This is a genomic window from Paenibacillus sp. M2 (genome assembly GCF_046713495.1).
In the GTDB taxonomy this organism is placed as follows: domain Bacteria; phylum Bacillota; class Bacilli; order Paenibacillales; family Paenibacillaceae; genus Paenibacillus; species Paenibacillus amylolyticus_B.
The window spans coordinates 37271-54982 of sequence record NZ_CP169648.1; the positions used below are offsets into that span (position 1 = coordinate 37271).

Annotated in this window: 19 protein-coding genes; 18 read left to right on the top strand and 1 reads right to left on the bottom strand. The window is 47.6% G+C overall.

The features are described 5' to 3' along the window. The first annotated feature begins 24 nt into the window (after positions 1–24). The 8 genes from veg (at position 25) to ACETMN_RS00205 (ending at position 5929) form a co-directional block, all read left to right on the top strand. Complete coding sequence (veg, locus tag ACETMN_RS00170; RefSeq protein WP_017691376.1) at positions 25–300, top strand: biofilm formation stimulator Veg; 276 nt, start codon at positions 25–27, stop codon at positions 298–300. 248 nt (positions 301–548) lie between these two features. Then, positions 549–725 (top strand): small, acid-soluble spore protein, alpha/beta type, encoded by a 177-nt coding sequence (locus ACETMN_RS00175; protein ID WP_017691375.1) that lies wholly within the window; start codon positions 549–551, stop codon positions 723–725. Between the two features lie 149 nt (positions 726–874). Then, complete coding sequence (gene ispE / locus ACETMN_RS00180) at positions 875–1729, top strand: 4-(cytidine 5'-diphospho)-2-C-methyl-D-erythritol kinase (protein WP_036606140.1); 855 nt, start codon at positions 875–877, stop codon at positions 1727–1729. 97 nt (positions 1730–1826) lie between these two features. Next, positions 1827–2654: a pur operon repressor gene (gene purR, locus ACETMN_RS00185; RefSeq protein ID WP_017691373.1), complete on the top strand. Its 828-nt coding sequence runs from the start codon at positions 1827–1829 to the stop codon at positions 2652–2654. Positions 2655–2842: 188 nt separating this feature from the next. Next, positions 2843–3127 (top strand): septation regulator SpoVG, encoded by a 285-nt coding sequence (gene spoVG / locus ACETMN_RS00190; protein WP_017691372.1) that lies wholly within the window; start codon positions 2843–2845, stop codon positions 3125–3127. Between the two features lie 83 nt (positions 3128–3210). Continuing rightward, positions 3211–3405, top strand: a complete 195-nt coding sequence (locus ACETMN_RS00195) for a hypothetical protein (protein ID WP_124118801.1) — start codon at positions 3211–3213, stop codon at positions 3403–3405. A 77-nt stretch (positions 3406–3482) separates the two neighbouring features. Continuing rightward, positions 3483–4874 carry a bifunctional UDP-N-acetylglucosamine diphosphorylase/glucosamine-1-phosphate N-acetyltransferase GlmU gene (gene glmU / locus ACETMN_RS00200; RefSeq protein WP_197997996.1) on the top strand — a complete coding sequence of 464 codons (1392 nt, stop codon included), beginning with the start codon at positions 3483–3485 and terminating at the stop codon, positions 4872–4874. Positions 4875–4975: 101 nt separating this feature from the next. Continuing rightward, the gene (locus ACETMN_RS00205) at positions 4976–5929 is read left to right on the top strand and encodes a ribose-phosphate diphosphokinase (protein ID WP_017691370.1); all 954 of its coding nucleotides are present in this window, start codon (positions 4976–4978) and stop codon (positions 5927–5929) included. A 194-nt stretch (positions 5930–6123) separates the two neighbouring features. On the opposite strand, the gene ACETMN_RS00210 is transcribed toward ACETMN_RS00205, so the two are convergent. Then, positions 6124–6324 (bottom strand): hypothetical protein, encoded by a 201-nt coding sequence (locus ACETMN_RS00210; RefSeq protein WP_024633712.1) that lies wholly within the window; start codon positions 6322–6324, stop codon positions 6124–6126. 139 nt (positions 6325–6463) lie between these two features. Between ACETMN_RS00210 and pth the strand changes: the two genes are divergently transcribed. The 10 genes from pth (at position 6464) to ACETMN_RS00260 (ending at position 17572) form a co-directional block, all read left to right on the top strand. After that, on the top strand, positions 6464–7024 hold the full coding sequence (gene pth / locus ACETMN_RS00215) for an aminoacyl-tRNA hydrolase (protein ID WP_036606126.1): 561 nt from the start codon (positions 6464–6466) through the stop codon (positions 7022–7024). Positions 7025–7122: 98 nt separating this feature from the next. Continuing rightward, on the top strand, positions 7123–7353 hold the full coding sequence (locus tag ACETMN_RS00220) for an anti-sigma-F factor Fin family protein (RefSeq protein WP_017691368.1): 231 nt from the start codon (positions 7123–7125) through the stop codon (positions 7351–7353). Positions 7354–7454: 101 nt separating this feature from the next. Beyond that, positions 7455–7604 (top strand): hypothetical protein, encoded by a 150-nt coding sequence (locus ACETMN_RS00225; protein WP_219845541.1) that lies wholly within the window; start codon positions 7455–7457, stop codon positions 7602–7604. A 21-nt stretch (positions 7605–7625) separates the two neighbouring features. Continuing rightward, positions 7626–11153 carry a transcription-repair coupling factor gene (gene mfd, locus ACETMN_RS00230; RefSeq protein WP_091018328.1) on the top strand — a complete coding sequence of 1176 codons (3528 nt, stop codon included), beginning with the start codon at positions 7626–7628 and terminating at the stop codon, positions 11151–11153. Then, entirely contained in the window at positions 11137–12285 is a 1149-nt protein-coding gene (locus tag ACETMN_RS00235; RefSeq protein ID WP_091018326.1) for a peptidylprolyl isomerase, read from the top strand. The genes mfd and ACETMN_RS00235 overlap by 17 nt, the downstream gene beginning before the upstream one ends. A gap of 331 nt (positions 12286–12616) precedes the next feature. Next, a complete protein-coding gene (gene spoVT / locus ACETMN_RS00240) occupies positions 12617–13159 on the top strand; it encodes a stage V sporulation protein T (protein ID WP_036606123.1) in 543 nt (180 codons plus the stop codon). Positions 13160–13323: 164 nt separating this feature from the next. Beyond that, entirely contained in the window at positions 13324–15072 is a 1749-nt protein-coding gene (locus ACETMN_RS00245; protein ID WP_091018324.1) for a polysaccharide biosynthesis protein, read from the top strand. A gap of 147 nt (positions 15073–15219) precedes the next feature. Next, positions 15220–16713, top strand: coding sequence for a nucleoside triphosphate pyrophosphohydrolase (gene mazG, locus ACETMN_RS00250; RefSeq protein ID WP_091018323.1), 1494 nt, complete (start codon positions 15220–15222; stop codon positions 16711–16713). 308 nt (positions 16714–17021) lie between these two features. Further along, positions 17022–17294, top strand: coding sequence for an HU family DNA-binding protein (locus tag ACETMN_RS00255; protein WP_017691362.1), 273 nt, complete (start codon positions 17022–17024; stop codon positions 17292–17294). Next, complete coding sequence (locus ACETMN_RS00260; RefSeq protein WP_017691361.1) at positions 17294–17572, top strand: RNA-binding S4 domain-containing protein; 279 nt, start codon at positions 17294–17296, stop codon at positions 17570–17572. The genes ACETMN_RS00255 and ACETMN_RS00260 overlap by 1 nt, the downstream gene beginning before the upstream one ends. Positions 17573–17712: the final 140 nt, after the last annotated feature.

Consider the following 17712-nt stretch of genomic DNA (forward strand, 5'->3'; position numbering starts at 1 on the left):
CAAGAAAAGAGGTGGTCGTCGACAATGGCTAAAAACACGCTGTTGGATATCAAACGCAATCTCGATGCACATATTGGTCAGAAAATTATGTTGCGGGCTAATGGTGGCCGCCGTAAGACCATTGAGCGTACGGGTGTATTGGAAGAAACGTACCCTTCTGTTTTTATTGTTAAGCTTGATGAGGAGCAAGAAACCTTCAAGCGAGTATCTTATAGTTATGCGGATATACTTACGGAATCGGTGGAAGTCATGGTTTATGACCCGGGCAGCCAGACGCATAGCTCCTATATGGAGACGTAAGTATCGATTTACAGGCGATTCGCCCCACAAGGCGGATCGCTTTTTGTTTTTTTAAACACCATTTCTCCCTCTAATGTAACCCATACATACTCAGGAATGAGCGAGGAAGGGTCGCGGCATACTATATGGACAGGTGAAGGGACAGTTTCTTAAGCAATGCAGGAAACTGAATATGGCCTGATGACAAAATGTCCAAAACGTGAACGAACTCATCACATTATGAAGGATACTTTGGAGGAGGATGGTTCATGAGTCGCAGAAGAAGAAGTGTTATGTCAGAGGATCTGAAGAATGAGCTCGCGAAAGACCTGGGCTTCTATGATACGGTCCAACAGGAAGGTTGGGGTGGAATTAAAGCCAAGGATGCAGGAAACATGGTGAAAAGAGCCATTCAACTTGCTGAGCAGGCTGCCCGCAAATCTTAATCCGATTCAAACAGACTGAAAAGCGGGGAAATCCGTCAGGAATAACCCCGCTTTTTCCCCTTAGATGCGGAATACAAATGACTTGACAGCCCCATTTTGATATAATATGTTAAGTTGTCTTAGGGAAAAGGTGAGGACGGGTGAACGCCTTGAAAATTTACGAAAAAGCGCCTGCTAAAATTAATTTGATGCTGGACGTTTTACATAAAAGAAGCGATGGATTCCATGAAGTTGAAATGATCATGACCATGGTCGATCTGGCTGATCGGCTGGAAATGTCGGAGCTGCCGCGAGATACTATTTTCATCTCCAGTCAGGCGGGTTATATCCCGCTCGACGAGAAGAATCTGGCTTTCCAGGCAGCCAGACTCATTAAGGAGCGCTATAACGTGCGTACGGGTGTCCATATTCATCTGGATAAAAAGATTCCAGTTGCAGCCGGACTTGCCGGCGGCAGCAGTGATGCAGCAGCAGCGTTGCGTGGATTGAACCGTCTGTGGCGGTTGAATATACCGGATCACGAACTGCAGGAGCTTGGAGCTGAACTTGGGTCGGATGTTCCATTCTGTATCACAGGAGGAACTGCACTCGCTACAGGCCGTGGTGAGAAGTTAACTCCCATTCCTAATCCGCCGCAATGCTGGGTAATTCTGGCCAAGCCTCCGATTAATGTGTCTACAGCCGATGTGTACGGAAGGTTCCGCAGTGACAAGATTGTTCGTCATCCGAGTGCAGCTAAAATGGAGCAGGCTATTCGCAATCAATCATTTACGGAAGTCTGTAATCAGATGGGCAATGTGCTTGAAGATGTAACGTTGAAACTGTATCCGGAAGTTCAGCATCTGAAGGATGCCATGATTCGATTGGGTGCAGACGGCGTGTTAATGTCTGGTAGCGGTCCAACGGTATTTGGTCTGGTTTCCAAAGAATCCAAGGTTGCCCGGATATACAATGGTCTGCGAGGGTTCTGTAAAGAAGTGTACGCTGTGCGTATGTTGACGTAAAATTCGCTTTTATAATGTACAAACACGTATAAAGGTGTTATATTCTTAAATAATTATTCGGATTTGGATGTTTCCGTGATCGTGAGGATGGATCTCTGTGAAGAAGTTAAAACGAAGCGCAAGGCTGGTTGAAATGACGCAATACTTATTGTCCAGACCGCATACGGTTATTCCGTTGACCACATTTGCCGAACGTTATGGTGCCGCAAAGTCTTCAATTAGTGAAGATTTGGCGATTATCAAGGAAGTGTTCGAAGAAGGTGGGTCAGGAGAACTGCATACACTGGCTGGAGCAGCAGGGGGAGTAAGATGGATTCCGAAGGTATCCCGAGAACTAGCATTGGCATTTGCGGAGCGGCTCTCGACCCAGCTCGCGCAACCTGATCGGATCTTGCCTGGAGAATACCTGTACATGTCCGACTTGCTTGGTCAGCCTGCATTGATGAATGAAGCCGGCAAGATTTTTGCAACGGCCTTTGGCAATATGAATATTGATGTGGTTATGACGGTAGAAACCAAAGGAATTCCACTGGCTTATGCGACCGGTGCCCAGCTCAACCTGCCTGTCGTGCTCGTACGCAGGGACCATCAGGCTACAGAAGGATCGGCCGTAAGTATCAATTATGTATCCGGGTCCCATAAAAGTCTGCATACCATGTCCCTGTCCCGCAGGGCGATGCGTGAGCATTCCAGAGTACTTATTGTGGATGACTTCATGAAGGCCGGGGGTACGGTCCAAGGAATGATCGATCTTTTGGCCGAGTTTAATGCTACAGTAGCCGGGGTAGGGGTACTGGTGGAATCTGGTTCTGTAGATTCAGAAGAACGCCTGCTAACAGATTACGTATCTCTGGCGAAACTGACAGCGGTTGATGCCAAGAGCAGACAGATTTCCGTCAAGCCTGGCAACTATTTTGACCTGTAGAAAGATGACGAATGTTATGTCGTTAAAAGGTCTTTTCCATCGACCTGGCATGAACGTTGTCGAATTGTGTATTAAATAAAAAAATTCCTGAAATTAGGAAATTTTTGTGGTTATAAAAAGAAGGAGTTCGTATATGCTGTGTGGAATTATACACCAAGTTCTGATGGAAAAAGGTGGTGAACACACACATGCAAATTACGGATGTCAGACTCCGCCGTGTTAACTCGGAGGGGAGAATGAAGGCTATCGCATCCATTACCATCGATAACGAATTCGTCGTTCATGACATTCGTGTCATTGATGGTAACAACGGAATGTTTGTTGCTATGCCGAGCAAACGTACTCCTGATGGAGAGTTCCGTGATATCGCCCACCCGATCTCTTCCGGTACACGTGAGAAGATTCAGGCAGCAGTTTTGACTGAATACGATCGTGCGGCAACTGAGGAAGAAGTCATTGAAGAAGGTGCCTAAGAACATTATTGGGGTTCGAAGGAAAAGAGAGCCATGTCTTATGGCTCTCTTTTCTTTTTGACCGGAATAAGATATATTCAGTATTGAGTTTATTAGCAGAGAACAAAAAGCGCATCGTGCGCTTGGTGGCAGGGCGGCATCTTAGGAATCATTGGGATTCGGTTAAGCTCGCAGGTACACGGCGTATACATATAGGTCACGATTCGTTGGTGTCCGCGTTGTTACGTGTGATTACAGAGACAGCAGGCGATGAACAGGACCGGCTTGAAGCCGGCTGAACGATACTCATTGGATATAGATAAGCAATGCATTTCAATGGGTTTTTCAGAACAGGAGGTCGTTAATTTTGAAACGAATGGCAATCGTTCTTGCCGCAGGGCAAGGCAAACGAATGAAATCAAAATTGTACAAAGTACTGCATCCCGTATGCGGTAAACCTATGGTTGGACATGTGCTGGATGCAGCACTCAGCGCAGGCGTTGAACGCAGTGTGGTTGTCGTAGGCCATGGTGCCGAAGCGGTGCAGTCATTTTTAGGTTCCAGAGCAGAGTATGCACTCCAGGCGGAACAACTGGGCACAGGTCATGCAGTACAGCAAGTTAAATCCTTGCTTGGCGGCGAAGCAGGATCCACAATTGTGGTCTGTGGAGATACACCGCTCGTGACTCGTGAGACATTGGAAGGTCTGATGAATCACAATGAGAGTCGCGGGGCAGCAGCGACAGTACTTACGGCTCAGTTGGACAATCCCAAAGGTTACGGCCGAGTAATACGTGGAGAAGATGGTTCTGTACAGCGGATCGTAGAACAGAAGGATTGCAACGAACAGGAAGATGCTGTGAATGAGATTAACACAGGCACATACTGTTTCGATAATGCAAAATTGTTCGCTGCGCTGGATAAAGTAACGAACCAGAACGCTCAGGGAGAATATTATCTCACAGACGTAATCGGCATTTTGCGTAATGATGGAGATGTGGTTGAAGCTTACATGTCGGATGACATCGCGGAATCCATCGGGGTTAACGATCGATTGGCACTTTCGCAAGCCGAAGCCTTCATGCGTGAACGTCTTGCCGTACGCCATATGTTGAACGGTGTGACAATCATTGATCCGTCATCGACATATATCGGAGCGGATGTTACGATTGGATCAGATACAGTTTTGTATCCGGGGACGATCCTCAAAGGCACAACTTCCATCGGTGAAGCATGTCATATTGGTCCTCAGGCAGATGTGGAAGACAGCGTTATTCAGGACGGAGTTACGATTAAACATTCGGTAGTATCCAATGCCGAGGTTGGTTCTGATGCAACGGTAGGTCCATTTGCTAATTTGCGTCCAGGGACTAAACTGGGTCGCAACGTAAAAATTGGTGACTTTGTTGAAGTGAAAAATGCTACAATTGATGAAGGTTCCAAAGTATCTCATCTCAGCTATATTGGAGATGCCAAAGTTGGGAAAAACGTAAATGTTGGATGCGGGGCAATAACTGTCAATTATGATGGTTATAATAAAGCTGTGACAACGATTGAAGATGATGCTTTTGTAGGCAGCAACGTCAATCTGATTGCACCGATTACGGTAGGAAAAGGCGCTTATGTGGTTGCTGGTTCCACCGTTACCCATTCCGTTCCCGAGAATGATCTGGCCATTGCTCGTCCACGTCAGGAGAATAAACCTGGTTATGCGGAGAAGATTCGCGGACGTGCCAAAGCCAAGAAACAAAATGCCAAACCCCAATAAGGGGTTTTGATAACAAGATTGCCTCCCGAAGATCGGGGAGGTGCCGACATGTCGCAGACGCTTATTGATTCCAATGAACCAGCACGGAGGGTTTTTATTTTATGACTTATTTTGATTCGAAATTAAAAATATTTACTTGCAATTCTAACCCCAAGCTTGCCCATCAAATTGCTGATTATATCGGGATCCCTATGGGTGAATCTCACACAACCAGCTTTAGTGATGGCGAGATTCAAGTGAAACTCTCCGAGAGTGTTCGGGGTTGTCACGTTTATATCGTGCAGTCCACTTGCTTGCCGGTTAATGATAACCTGATGGAAATGCTCGTTATGATTGATGCACTCAAACGGGCATCTGCCAAGACGATTAACGTCGTTATTCCTTATTATGGGTATGCAAGACAGGATCGCAAGGCACGTTCGCGTGACCCGATTACAGCGAAACTGGTTGCCAACCTTATTGAAAAAGCGGGTGCAACTCGTGTTATCGCGATGGACTTGCATGCAATGCAGATCCAGGGATTCTTCGACATTCCAGTCGATCATTTGCTTGGCGTGCCAATTCTGGCTCAATATTTCCGGTCGAAACAGATCGAAAATCCGGTTGTTGTGTCGCCTGACCACGGTGGCGTAGTGCGCGCACGTAAACTGGCTGATTTTCTGAATGCACCCCTGGCAATTATCGATAAACGTCGTCCTGAGCCAAATGTGAGCGAAGTGATGAACATTATCGGTAACATCGAGGGTAAAACAGCTATCCTGATCGATGACATTATTGACACGGCGGGAACAATTGTACTGGGAGCGAATGCTCTGATGGAAGGCGGCGTAAAAGAAGTATACGCGTGCTGTACTCACCCGGTATTGTCCGGACCTGCGATGGAACGTTTGGAGAATGCACCATTGAAGGAAGTCATCGTAACGGATACCATTCCAATTACGCATGCTAATCCGACAAGCAAACTCAAAGTGTTGTCTGTAGCGCCTTTGCTCGGAGAAGCAATTATCCGGGTTCATGAGGAATTGTCAATCAGCAAGCTGTTTGAAATTGAATAAGGATGTCTGCATAAAGTAGTAGAGGGGTTACGTTTTCCGGTTCAATGGAAAATGTAACCCCTGTCGGCGTGCCGTTTTATTAAAGTGAAACAGACGCTGGTCAGTCCATATAAGTTTGAACTACTAATTTACACCGGAAGATGTTTCTGCACGTGCAGTGATCCAGTGTAAAATGGTTCGTTCATCTTATATGGCTAATACCCCGGGCGGGAGATAAATCGGAAACGACGCCGATGAAAAAGCGTGTCGGCAATTTCGACGAATTGATTATCGAAACGTGTGATTAGACCAATCTCAATATGGGTGTCGCGGTCGTATACCTGTACAGGTACGTGATATTCGAGATGATAGATAAAATCGCTATGTTGAGTCAGTTGTCCATTGTCTTCGCGCAAAACCCGCTCACCTTCCTGGGTCGATAAAATATTAACTGTGAACACTACAGTAAATCGATCTTTACTTTCTTGATATTATATGAAATATAAGATTCGAAGTCTATGCCTCACCTCAGGCTAATCCGAAGGAGGGAACAAGATGAAGTGGATTGTCGGACTTGGAAATCCAGGCTCGAACTATGCCAAAACCCGTCATAATATCGGTTTTATGGCACTGGATCGGTTGGCTGATCGTCATAATATCTCCATTACACAGAATAAATGTAAAGCGCTGATTGGAGAAGGCAATATTGGCGGTGTGAAAACTGTACTGATCAAACCAATGACCTATATGAACTTGTCTGGTGAATCGGTTCGAGCATATATGGATTTTTATAAAGTTAGTCTTGAAGATCTGATTGTTGTGTACGACGACATGGATACAGAGATTGGCAAAGTCAGATTGCGTTACCAAGGTAGTGCAGGCGGACATAATGGAATCAAGTCCATTATTCAGCATACCGGTACACAGCAGTTTAACCGCGTGCGCATGGGAATATCCCGACCTGAACCAGGACATGCCATTGTTGATTATGTACTGTCGACATTCATGAAGAAAGAAAAAGAAGCCCTTGATCAGACCATTGAGCAAACATGTGATGCTCTGGAGCATAGCTTGACTCATACGTTTGAACAAACAATGGCGAAGTTTAACGGTTAATTTTGTTAGACATACTGGTAAAATGATCATACAAGACGGGTTCAATTCAGCCATACTGGACATACTGGATGTATAAACCATGTTCAGGAGGCATAAACATGTCAGTGAATTACGTATGTAGGCATTGCCGTACCTTTATTGGACGAATCGATTCTGCCCGGATAACGGAAGTAGAGCTCGGCTTTCATTTCTTGACCCCCGACGAGCGGAGGGATATAATAGCGTATAATTCCGGTGGTGACATTACCGTTCGGATTACATGTGATTACTGTAAGGAAGCCCTGGAGCACAATCCAGAGCTTAGCCTGCTCGCGAGTCCGCTTCAGTAGACATCGCCCGTACAGGATCGAATGACAGTTGAGGGCGGTTGCGTAATAACGCTCCACCTTTTATAGCCTTGGCAGCCTGCTGAGGCTTCTTTTCAGTTGGCATGAAAGCCATCGCTATCTCGAAATCAGGCTCAGCCGCATCAACAGATGTGGCAATGTTGCGAGTAATCCGATATGATGAAACAGGACAAAAAGGAATTTGTATCCATTTTAATAGTGATGTTACGCGTATGCGTGAGATAATCAAGTAAGTTATAAGAGAGGTGCCCCTTTTGTTACAAGCACTTATACAGGCTTTTTCCAAAGATCCGGACTTCGGGTCCATTACAGCCGGAATCAAGTCCGGCATGAAGGAACAATTGGTTTCGGGTCTATCCGGCTCGGCGCGTCAGATTATGCTGGCTGCCTTGCATCAGGAAATGAACCGACCATTGCTCGTAGTAACACATAATATGTTTTCAGCTCAAAAAATTGCAGAAGATTTACAGGAAGCGCTTTCACCTGATCAGGTGTTAATCTATCCTGCCAACGAACTTGTCGCTGCTGAAGCTGCTGTTTCCAGCCCGGAAACATTGGGTCAGCGTATTGATGTGTTGGTCCGCTGCGCCCAGGGATTCAGGGGCGTTGTTGTTATTCCTTTTTCCGGGGTAAGACGTTATGTTCCGCTTCCGGAAGTGATGGCCAATGCTCGAATTTTGATTAAACAGGGCAACACACTTCAACTGGACTCTTTCCTGCTGGAGATGGTAAAGCTCGGATATGAGCGTGTGGAACGCGTGGAATCTCGTGGTGAGATGAGTGTGCGCGGAGGTATCATCGACTTCTATCCGGTTACTTCATCGATCGCATATCGGGTGGAGTTATTTGATGATGAGATCGACTCCATTCGGACATTTGATCCAGCGGATCAGCGTTCGATTGAACGGATTGAAGAAATTACGGTTTTACCATGCAAGGAGTTAATTGCAGATCGTGAACGGATGGAAAAGGCTGCCGATGCAGCTGCTCTTTTGCTGGAGCAACAGCTGGAGAAAATGACGGACCGGCAGGCGAAGCTGCGCCTTCGTGAAGAAATTCACCGGGAGATCGAGCTTTTGCGGGAGCACGTGTATTTCTCCGAAATGTATAAATATATTTCTCCGCTCTATCCGGAGAACAAAACGATCTACGACTATATGCCAGAAGATACCCTGCTGGTTCTTGATGAGCCTGCCAGACTATCGGAGACATCGAAACAGCTTGACCGTGATGAATCGGAGTGGAATCTGCATTTGATGCAAAACGGAAAAACACTTCCGGATCTTCCTTTATCCGCAGACGGTGATGAACTCTTGTATGAGCGTCCATTCCAGACGCTATTTATGTCGATCTTTTTGCGCCAAGTTCCACACACCCAACCACAGAACATTCTGAACTTCATCAGTCGTGGCATGCAGGATTTCCACGGACAGATGAACGTACTGAAGGCAGAGATGGAGCGTTGGCATAAGGCCGGAGTCCAAGTGCTCATGCTGGCGAACGGTGAGGAGCGACTCGAGCGGATGCGCCGGGTACTGATGGACTATGATATTCCAGAGCCAGAGATGATGATCGGTAATTTGCAAACGGGATTTGAAATGCCGTCCATTCATTTGGCTGTTGTGACCGAGGGCGAGATGTTCTCGCAAAAACAGCGTAAAGTACGCAAACCGATTCGGAATGTAGACAATGCTGAACGGATCAAATCCTATAGCGAGCTAAAAGTGGGCGATTATGTCGTTCATCAGAACCACGGGATTGGTAAGTACCTTGGGATCGGCACCCTCGAGGTAGGCGGTATTCATAAGGACTACATGCATATTCTCTATGCGGGTGGAGACAAACTGTCTGTACCTATTGAACAGATTGATTTGATTCAGAAATATGTAGGTTCCGAAGAAAAAGAACCGAAAATATACAAACTGGGCGGCAATGAGTGGACACGGGTTAAAAATAAAGTCCGCACATCCGTACAGGATATTGCTGATGATCTAATTAAGCTGTATGCAGAGCGTCAGACCTCCAAAGGGTTTGGATTCGACAAGGATTCTGCAGAGCAGCAGGAATTTGAGGACATGTTCCCTTACGATGAGACACGTGATCAGGTGCGTGCGATCGAAGAAATCAAGAAGGACATGGAACAAAACCGTCCAATGGATCGTTTATTGTGTGGGGATGTTGGTTACGGCAAAACCGAGGTGGCTATTCGGGCTGCATTTAAAGCAGCTATTGAAGGCAAACAGGTGGCTGTACTCGTGCCAACAACCATTTTGGCACAGCAGCATTTTGAGACGTTCCGTGAGCGCTTCTCCGGTTATCCGTTCAACATTCATGTGCTTAGCCGGTTCCGCTCCCGTAAAGAGCAGAATGAAACAGCCAAAGGCATCAAGGCAGGCACAGTGGATATTGTCATCGGGACGCATCGATTGCTGTCGCAGGACCTGGTGTTCAAGGACCTGGGACTGCTGATTGTCGATGAAGAGCAGCGCTTCGGAGTAACTCATAAGGAAAAACTGAAGAAGCTGAAAACCAATGTGGACGTGCTGACGCTGACGGCAACGCCGATTCCGCGTACGCTCCATATGTCCATGCTGGGTGTGCGTGATCTGTCCGTTATCGAGACTCCTCCAGAGAATCGTTTCCCGGTGCAGACCTATGTGGTTGAACACAGCCAGGCGCTTGTTCGGGAAGCCATTGAGCGTGAGCTTGCCCGTGGTGGGCAAGTGTATTACCTCTACAACCGTGTTCAGGGAATTCAGGAGATGGCTGCCGAAATTTCTGAGCTTGTGCCTGAAGCCAAAGTTGGTGTGGGACATGGTCAGATGTCGGAAACAGAGCTGGAGAAAACGATTCTGGACTTCCTGGATGGTGAATATGACGTGCTTGTGAGCACAAGTATCATCGAGACCGGGGTAGATATTCCAAACGTAAATACACTGATCGTACATGATGCGGATAAAATGGGACTTTCCCAGCTGTATCAGCTGCGCGGACGTGTGGGTCGTTCCAACCGTATTGCGTATGCCTATTTTACGTACCAACGGGATAAAGTGCTTACTGAAGTTGCTGAGAAACGTCTGCAATCCATCAAAGAATTCACCGAACTGGGTTCAGGATTCAAAATCGCCATGCGTGACTTGTCGATTCGTGGTGCGGGAAATCTGCTAGGAGCGGAGCAGCATGGTTTCATCGCTTCCGTCGGGTTTGATCTGTATTCCCAGATGCTCGCAGAGGAGATCAACAAACGCAAAGTTACGATGCTTGGTGAAGAGCCGGTACCTTCAGACGAGTGGAACACAACCCTGGATCTCAGTATCGATGCCTACTTGCCGTCCGATTATATCTATGACAGTATTCAGAAGATTGAGATCTACAAAAAAGTGGCGGTCATTGCATCCTTCGACGATGCAATGGAGTTGGAAGACGAATTGGTTGATCGGTTCGGTGATCTTCCGGAAGCTGTCATTAACTTGCTGGCTGTTGCGCGGATGAAAGTATACGGCAAAATCTACGGCATTGAATCCATCTCCCAACGTGGTGAGGACATTACTGTGAAGTTCTATGAAGGCCGTGAACATGCCTTTGAACTCTCAAAAATCGCGCACATTGGAAATCAGTTCGAAAGACGTGTACAATTTGAACAAGGACCCCATATGCTGATTCACGCTAAAGGCAAGGGGCTTGGGGATAAGCAACTGATGGAGCTGGTAGGGAAAATTCTGGAGTCCATGAAAACTGCTTTTAAATCAAAGGGGGAACTAAAGGATGTTACCAAAGTATAAAAAAGTAGGAAAAGTACTGTCTGTGAGCATGGTCGCAGTACTATCCTTATCACTGCTTGCTGCATGTGGCAAGAAGGAAGAAGCAAAAACACCGGAATCGACGGATACAAGTGCTGTAGTCGCTACGTATGATGGTGGTACTATTACAGCCAATGAATTTGACATGGAGCAACGTGTCATGAAATTCCTCTATCCGGAGTATGCACAAATGATGGATATGGACGATTTCAAAGAGTATCTGGTGAAACAGGAAGTTGCTTATGAATATCTGAGTGGCAAAGCAAGCGAAGATGCCAAAACAGCCGGTACCAAAGCGGCAACTGAGCAATTCGATAAAATGAAAGCTTCTGTTCAGGCAGATCAATGGACAGAAATGCTCAAAGCTCAGAACCTGACAGACGATAACATTAAAAACTACATGACTCGGATCATGACAGTAATCAAAGATAAAGAAACAGGCGTTACGGACGATGCAATCAAGGCTGAGTTTGAGAAAAACAAGGATCAGTTCACAACGGCTTCCGTCCGTCACGTGCTGATTAACTTCACAGATCCAAAAACGCAAAAAGAGCGTAAAAAAGAAGATGCACTTAAAATTGCAAAAGAAGTAAAAACCAAGTTGGATGGCGGAGCTGATTTTGCTGAAATTGCAAAAAAATATTCCGAAGATCCAGGTTCTGCTGAGAAGGGTGGACTGTATGAAAATACACCTGTAGGCAGCTGGGTAGAGGCATTTAAGGAAGCTGCAAAAACATTGCCACTGAACAAAATCAGTGATCCAGTAGAGACAGAGTACGGTTACCACGTGATGAAAGTGGAAGCTCGTACAGAAGCTGACTTTGCTAAATTGACGGCTGAACAAAAAGAAAGTCTGAAGAGCCAATTGGCAGCTGCTGAGATCGATACGTTCATGCAAAATGAGTTGGACAAAATCGTAAAAGAAGTTAAGTTGCCAAAAACAGAAAAAGCTGAAGAAGGCAAAACTGAAGGTACAACGGGTACAGGAACTGAAGGAGAGAAAACAACCGAACCAAAAACGGATGACTCCACAGGTACGGATACCAAGACTGACCAAGGTACGACTGGAACAGACAAAGATGCAACTACAGATGAAGGTACAAGCAGCAAGTAAGCTGGTAAAATTGCTGTGTTAGCATACGTTCAGGGTTGAATTCGCCCGAAATGAATGCCTTGTACTACGTAAATATGGACAACCATACAGAGAAGCAAGGGGAGGACTTAGGACCTCCTTCTTGCTTCTTCTTTTATATATTCAAGCCGTATGGGTACATGGTCGCCTTCTTCGAAAGTTACACAACTATATTCTCCGAAGCATGTATAAGGAAATGGGAACAGATGAATACTATGGTCAAGATATCACACTAAACGTTCTGGGACTTTCCTCTACCCATTAAGGAACAGTAGTTGAAAAATCTTCTCGAGAAAGTGGGGCAACATGTGAAATGAAAGCTACTGGTATTGTCCGCCGTATAGATGACCTTGGTCGTGTGGTCATTCCAAAAGAAATCCGCCGTACGTTACGTATTCGTGAAGGTGATCCACTGGAAATTTTCGTGGATCGTGATGGAGAAGTTATCCTTAAAAAATATTCGCCAATTGGCGAACTTGGTGATTTTGCCAAAGAATATGCAGAATCCCTGTATGAGAGTACAGGACATGTAACGATGATTTCTGACCGGGATACCATTATCACGGTGGCAGGTGGTTCGAAAAAAGAGTATTTGGACAAGCAGGTAGGCCAACTGTTAGAGGGATGTATGGAAAACAGAAAGACCATTTTGGAAACCAACAACGGTTCTTATGAGCTTAGCAAAGATCATGACGAGACGTTATCCTCTTTTGTTATTGCGCCGATTATTTCAGGTGGTGACCCCATCGGAACGGTTATCCTGTTCAATAAGGATGAATCGGTGAAGATGTCTCAGATGGAAGTGAAGATGTCCGAGACAGCTGCTGGTTTCCTTGGCAAGCAAATGGAACAATAGACCGCAGATCAACTCCTGGTGCCCTGTCTTGGGCATACGGGAGTTTTTGCATTTCAAGGGGAAGGCGTTGATCAAGACAAGTGTCATGATGCAGAGTTAGTCTGTATGCCCTCAGGCAGGTATAATAACAAGGTATGCTTAAAAGGATTATGCAGGAGGGACTTATGAAACAGCCGTCTACAGGCTCAAGGCTGCTACAGGGTGCATTTATACTTGGTCTTGCCGCCATTATCTCCAAAATCATTGGTGCTTTTCAAAAGATTCCGTTGCAGAATCTGGGGGGAGACGGTGTTTTTGGCATTTACAATACGGTGTATCCGTTATATATGCTCATTGTTACGCTTGCTGCTGCCGGGCTGCCTCTGGCCGTATCCAAATTCGTAGCAGAGCAGAATGCACTGGGGAGACCGGACGAGAGCAGGAGGATCATCCGGTTATCTTCCCTGCTGCTCGGGGGAATAGGACTTGTTATGGCGCTCTTGATGTATGCTGGTGCGCCGCTAATCGCTGACATGATTGGCAATCGACATGTGGTTCCATCGATTCGTGCAGCTTCGTGGGCGTTGTTATTTGTTCCGGTGATGACCGGGCTGCGTGGATATTTCCAGGGGTTACAGCAGATGGTCCCAACAGCGGTATCGCAAGTGGTGGAGCAGACGATACGTGTCACCGTCATGATTGTTCTGCTTTTATGGTTGATGAGACGAGACGCTTCGCTTGAGACTATTGCCGCTGGTGCAATGATGGGCTCCGTTGCTGGTGGAATGGTTGGGCTGTTAACCATGTTAGGATACATGGTGCGTCATCGGCGGAAAGACAGGGAAGTGGTCACAGGGCAATTGGATTTGGAATGGAGCAGTAATGGCGGAGAGGTTGGATCAGAACGTCAGGAGCATCAAGAGCATAGACCGGTTACGCCACAGAGGAAAATGGTGAGTGCTGTTAGCCCCGCTCTGGCAGAACGATCACGATCCAATGGTGAGTGGATCAAGACGCTGCTCATGTACGCCATTCCCGTCTGTCTCGGGTCGCTGGCTGTACCGCTGATGAATCTGGTAGATACCTTCACCGTGCCCCGATTGCTGCGGGGAGAAGGACTGGATGAGCTTCAGTCGATGGTTTCCTTTGGCATCTACAACCGTGGATTGCCGCTGGTTCAACTGGTGACGATGCTGGCTACGTCACTATCTGTGCTGTTTATTCCGGCGATGGCGGAAGCCCGATTAAAGGGCGGGCCAGAAGCCGTCCGGCAGCAAGCAGGCCTCGCGCTGCGCTGGTTCTGGTTGATCGGCCTGGCGGCATCCGCGGGTCTCGCGGTGCTGGCGGAGCCGATTAACCGCATGCTGTACGGAGATGCCGCAGGCACCGAAGCACTGCGGTACATGGCGCTGACGGCTGCGGGCAGCACCGTCAGCATTATTGCGGCGGCGCTGCTGCAAGGCCTCGGCGCCGTGCGTGCACCCGCGTTCAGCATGCTGGCCGCCGCAGGCGTCAAGGCGCTGCTGAACGTCATGCTTGTGCCGGCGCTGGGCATCAGCGGCGCGGCCCTGGCAGGCGCAGTCGCCTATATGCTGGCGGCTGGCCTGAATGTGGCGCTGCTGGCGCGACTTGTCGCCCTGCGCCCTGCCCCTGGCGCCGTCCTGGCGAAGCCGGCGCTGGTGATCGCCGCCATGAGTCTGGCGGCGGTAGGCACGGCCTGGGCCGCCGAAGCGGTACTCGGCGGCATGGGTATCGCGGCTGACCGTCGGCTGGCCGCGATGGGCGTGAGCCTGCTGGGCATTGCCGCAGGCTCGGCCGTGTTCTTGCTGGCGGCGGCCCGGACAGGGCTACTTACCGCCGCAGAGCTGGCGGCCGTGCCCAAGCTGGGGCCTCGCCTTGCCAAGCTGCTGCACAGACTGCGTGTGCTGCGCTAGCTCCATGCTCACGGTGCTTCTACACCCAGCACAGCTAATATACAATTATAGGATATCGAATGATTCTGGTATAATACATGTAATTAGTCCTGTTCAGACACGATGATTATGAGCCTGGACAGGGTAGTCCGGATGGAGGTTTATGTAATGAGTGCAGCTTTAACCGTAGTGGGTCTTGGATCTGGAGATGCAGACCAACTGACCGTAGGTATTATCAAAAAAATGAAACAGGCAGCTACGCTGTATGTACGTACCCTGGATCATCCCGTATTGAATGATCTGAAGCAGGAGGGACTAGAGATGACATCATTTGATGGCATCTATGAGGCGAAGTCCTCCTTCCCCGAGGTATATGATGAGATCGCGAATCAACTGATAGAAGCCGCTCGCAAGGGTGAGGCCGGAACGGAGATTGTGTATGCCGTACCCGGTCATCCGATGGTAGCAGAAGCAAGTGTACGCCTGCTCAAAGAACGTTGTCCGCAGATGGGTATCTCATTGCGTGTCATGGGCGGGGAGAGCTTCCTAGATGAAGCTTTTATACGACTTGGATTCGATCCAATCGAAGGGTTTCAACTCCTGGATGCCAGCAGCCTGAACACAGAACTGGTACAACCACAGTTACATACGTTGGTCGGACAAGTCTACGATGTGTTCACTGCTTCGGATGTGAAGCTATGCCTGATGGAGGTTTACCCGGATGATTATCCGGTATTTGTTGGTCACGCGTTGGGTGTACAGGACCAGGAGGTCATTCACAAGATTCCATTGCATGAACTGGACCGGATCGAAGGGTACGGCAATCTGTCACTGATCTATGTGCCGAAGAACACTGATGATGCCCTGCGTCGCAGATCCTTTGCGCGTTTACATGAGATCGTCAATATTCTTCGCAGTCCGGGTGGCTGTCCATGGGATCAGGAGCAGACACATCAGTCCATTCGCAAAAACCTGATTGAAGAGACCTATGAGGTCATTGAGACGATCGATGAGGATGACCCCGACCATATGAAAGAAGAGCTGGGTGATCTGCTGCTGCAGATTTTATTGCACTCCCAGATGGAAGAAGAAGTGGGCACATTTAATGTGTATGATGTCATCGAAGGTTTGAATGATAAGCTAATCTTCCGCCATCCACATGTTTTTGGAGATAATCAGGCAGAAGATGCGAATGAAGCTCTTCAGAACTGGGAACAGATGAAGGCAGAGGAGAAGAAGCGTAAAGGCCAGGATCAGCAGAAGGTTTCCGTGTTGGATGGTATACCGCGTGACTTGCCTGCATTGATGAAGGGATACAAGTTACAGAAGAAAGCAGCCAAAGTAGGCTTTGACTGGGATGATGTTGAAGGTGTGTTTGCCAAGATCGAGGAAGAACTAGCGGAGTTGAAAGAAGCGGTGCAACAAGGCCAGTCTGCGGAAGAACGGAAGCTCGAACTGGGTGATTTATTATTCGCAGCCGCGAACGTTGCAAGATTCATCGATACGGACCCGGAAGAGGCGCTTGCTGCGACCAACCGCAAGTTCGTCGGGCGGTTCCAGTACATCGAGGAGCGTTTGCGTGAACAGGGAAGAACACCAGCAGATAGCAATGTAGAAGAGATGGAGCAATTCTGGCAGGATGCGAAGAAGGCAGGATTATAACGGGTTCAATTTTCTGGGAAAGCCAGATAACTTTATTCCATTCATGCTATGCAGTGTGTTATGATAATACGAACATGTGTTCATCTGTGTAAATTGGAGTTGGTGTTTAGCGACAGATGGTTTCGGGTATTGGTCTTAGACTGTTGCCTGCGGACCATCGACAAAAAGCTAAAAAAAGTCGCGGACCAAGGCAGGATTTCAGATACCAAGCCAGAATACATGTGTAGTGACCTAACGCGAATCAGCGGCAATCGATGCATTGTCAGGAATCGCAGATACTTTTTTTTCAATTTGGGAGGCTTTTAAAAATGAACAAAACAGATCTGATTAACAACATTTCAACCAAAAGTGGTTTGACTAAAAAAGACGTTGAGTCCGTATTGAACGGCTTTTTGGGAGAAATTACAGATGCACTTGCCAGCGGAGACAAAGTACAATTGATCGGCTTTGGCACTTTTGAGACCCGCAAACGTTCCGGTCGTACCGGACGTAACCCACAAACAGGGAATGAAATCGTGATTCCTGAGTCCACTGTTCCTGCATTCAAAGCAGGCAACAAACTTAAAGAAGCCGTAAAATAATGCGTCTTGATAAATTCCTGAAGGTCTCCCGGCTAATCAAACGCCGCACTGTGGCCAAGGACGTCTCTGAACAGGGACGTGTTCTGGTGAACGGACGTGAAGCAAAGCCCAGCGCCGCTGTCAAAGTGGGCGATGAGCTGACGGTTCAGTTCGGTCAGAAACTGGTCACCGTGAGGGTGGAACGAATTGCCGAGAGTACCAAGAAGGATGAGGCGAGCAGCCTCTACACCTTGGTGAAGGAAGAGCCGATCGCCAAGGATAACGGAATGAACTGGTAACAGTACATCTGGTAATAATTATTCATTCAATGCAAGTTGAATCGAAACGTCCTCCTGTAACAGGGAAGGCGTTTTTGTTTTTTACTGGATACCGGGTTATTTGTTCAACAACGCTGGTTCTATTCCAACCTCCTCATCCA

What these genes read in the sequence shown, in the direction of transcription:
- veg (WP_017691376.1), top strand. Translation starts at nt 25, where the DNA reads ATGGCTAAAAACACGCTGTTGGATATCAAACGCAATCTCGATGCACAT.
- ACETMN_RS00175 (WP_017691375.1), top strand. Translation starts at nt 549, where the DNA reads ATGAGTCGCAGAAGAAGAAGTGTTATGTCAGAGGATCTGAAGAATGAG.
- spoVG (WP_017691372.1), top strand. Translation starts at nt 2,843, where the DNA reads ATGCAAATTACGGATGTCAGACTCCGCCGTGTTAACTCGGAGGGGAGA.
- glmU (WP_197997996.1), top strand. Translation starts at nt 3,483, where the DNA reads ATGGCAATCGTTCTTGCCGCAGGGCAAGGCAAACGAATGAAATCAAAA.
- ACETMN_RS00205 (WP_017691370.1), top strand. Translation starts at nt 4,976, where the DNA reads ATGACTTATTTTGATTCGAAATTAAAAATATTTACTTGCAATTCTAAC.
- pth (WP_036606126.1), top strand. Translation starts at nt 6,464, where the DNA reads ATGAAGTGGATTGTCGGACTTGGAAATCCAGGCTCGAACTATGCCAAA.
- ACETMN_RS00220 (WP_017691368.1), top strand. Translation starts at nt 7,123, where the DNA reads ATGTCAGTGAATTACGTATGTAGGCATTGCCGTACCTTTATTGGACGA.
- ACETMN_RS00225 (WP_219845541.1), top strand. Translation starts at nt 7,455, where the DNA reads ATGAAAGCCATCGCTATCTCGAAATCAGGCTCAGCCGCATCAACAGAT.
- ACETMN_RS00235 (WP_091018326.1), top strand. Translation starts at nt 11,137, where the DNA reads ATGTTACCAAAGTATAAAAAAGTAGGAAAAGTACTGTCTGTGAGCATG.
- spoVT (WP_036606123.1), top strand. Translation starts at nt 12,617, where the DNA reads ATGAAAGCTACTGGTATTGTCCGCCGTATAGATGACCTTGGTCGTGTG.
- ACETMN_RS00245 (WP_091018324.1), top strand. Translation starts at nt 13,324, where the DNA reads ATGAAACAGCCGTCTACAGGCTCAAGGCTGCTACAGGGTGCATTTATA.
- mazG (WP_091018323.1), top strand. Translation starts at nt 15,220, where the DNA reads ATGAGTGCAGCTTTAACCGTAGTGGGTCTTGGATCTGGAGATGCAGAC.
- ACETMN_RS00255 (WP_017691362.1), top strand. Translation starts at nt 17,022, where the DNA reads ATGAACAAAACAGATCTGATTAACAACATTTCAACCAAAAGTGGTTTG.
- ACETMN_RS00260 (WP_017691361.1), top strand. Translation starts at nt 17,294, where the DNA reads ATGCGTCTTGATAAATTCCTGAAGGTCTCCCGGCTAATCAAACGCCGC.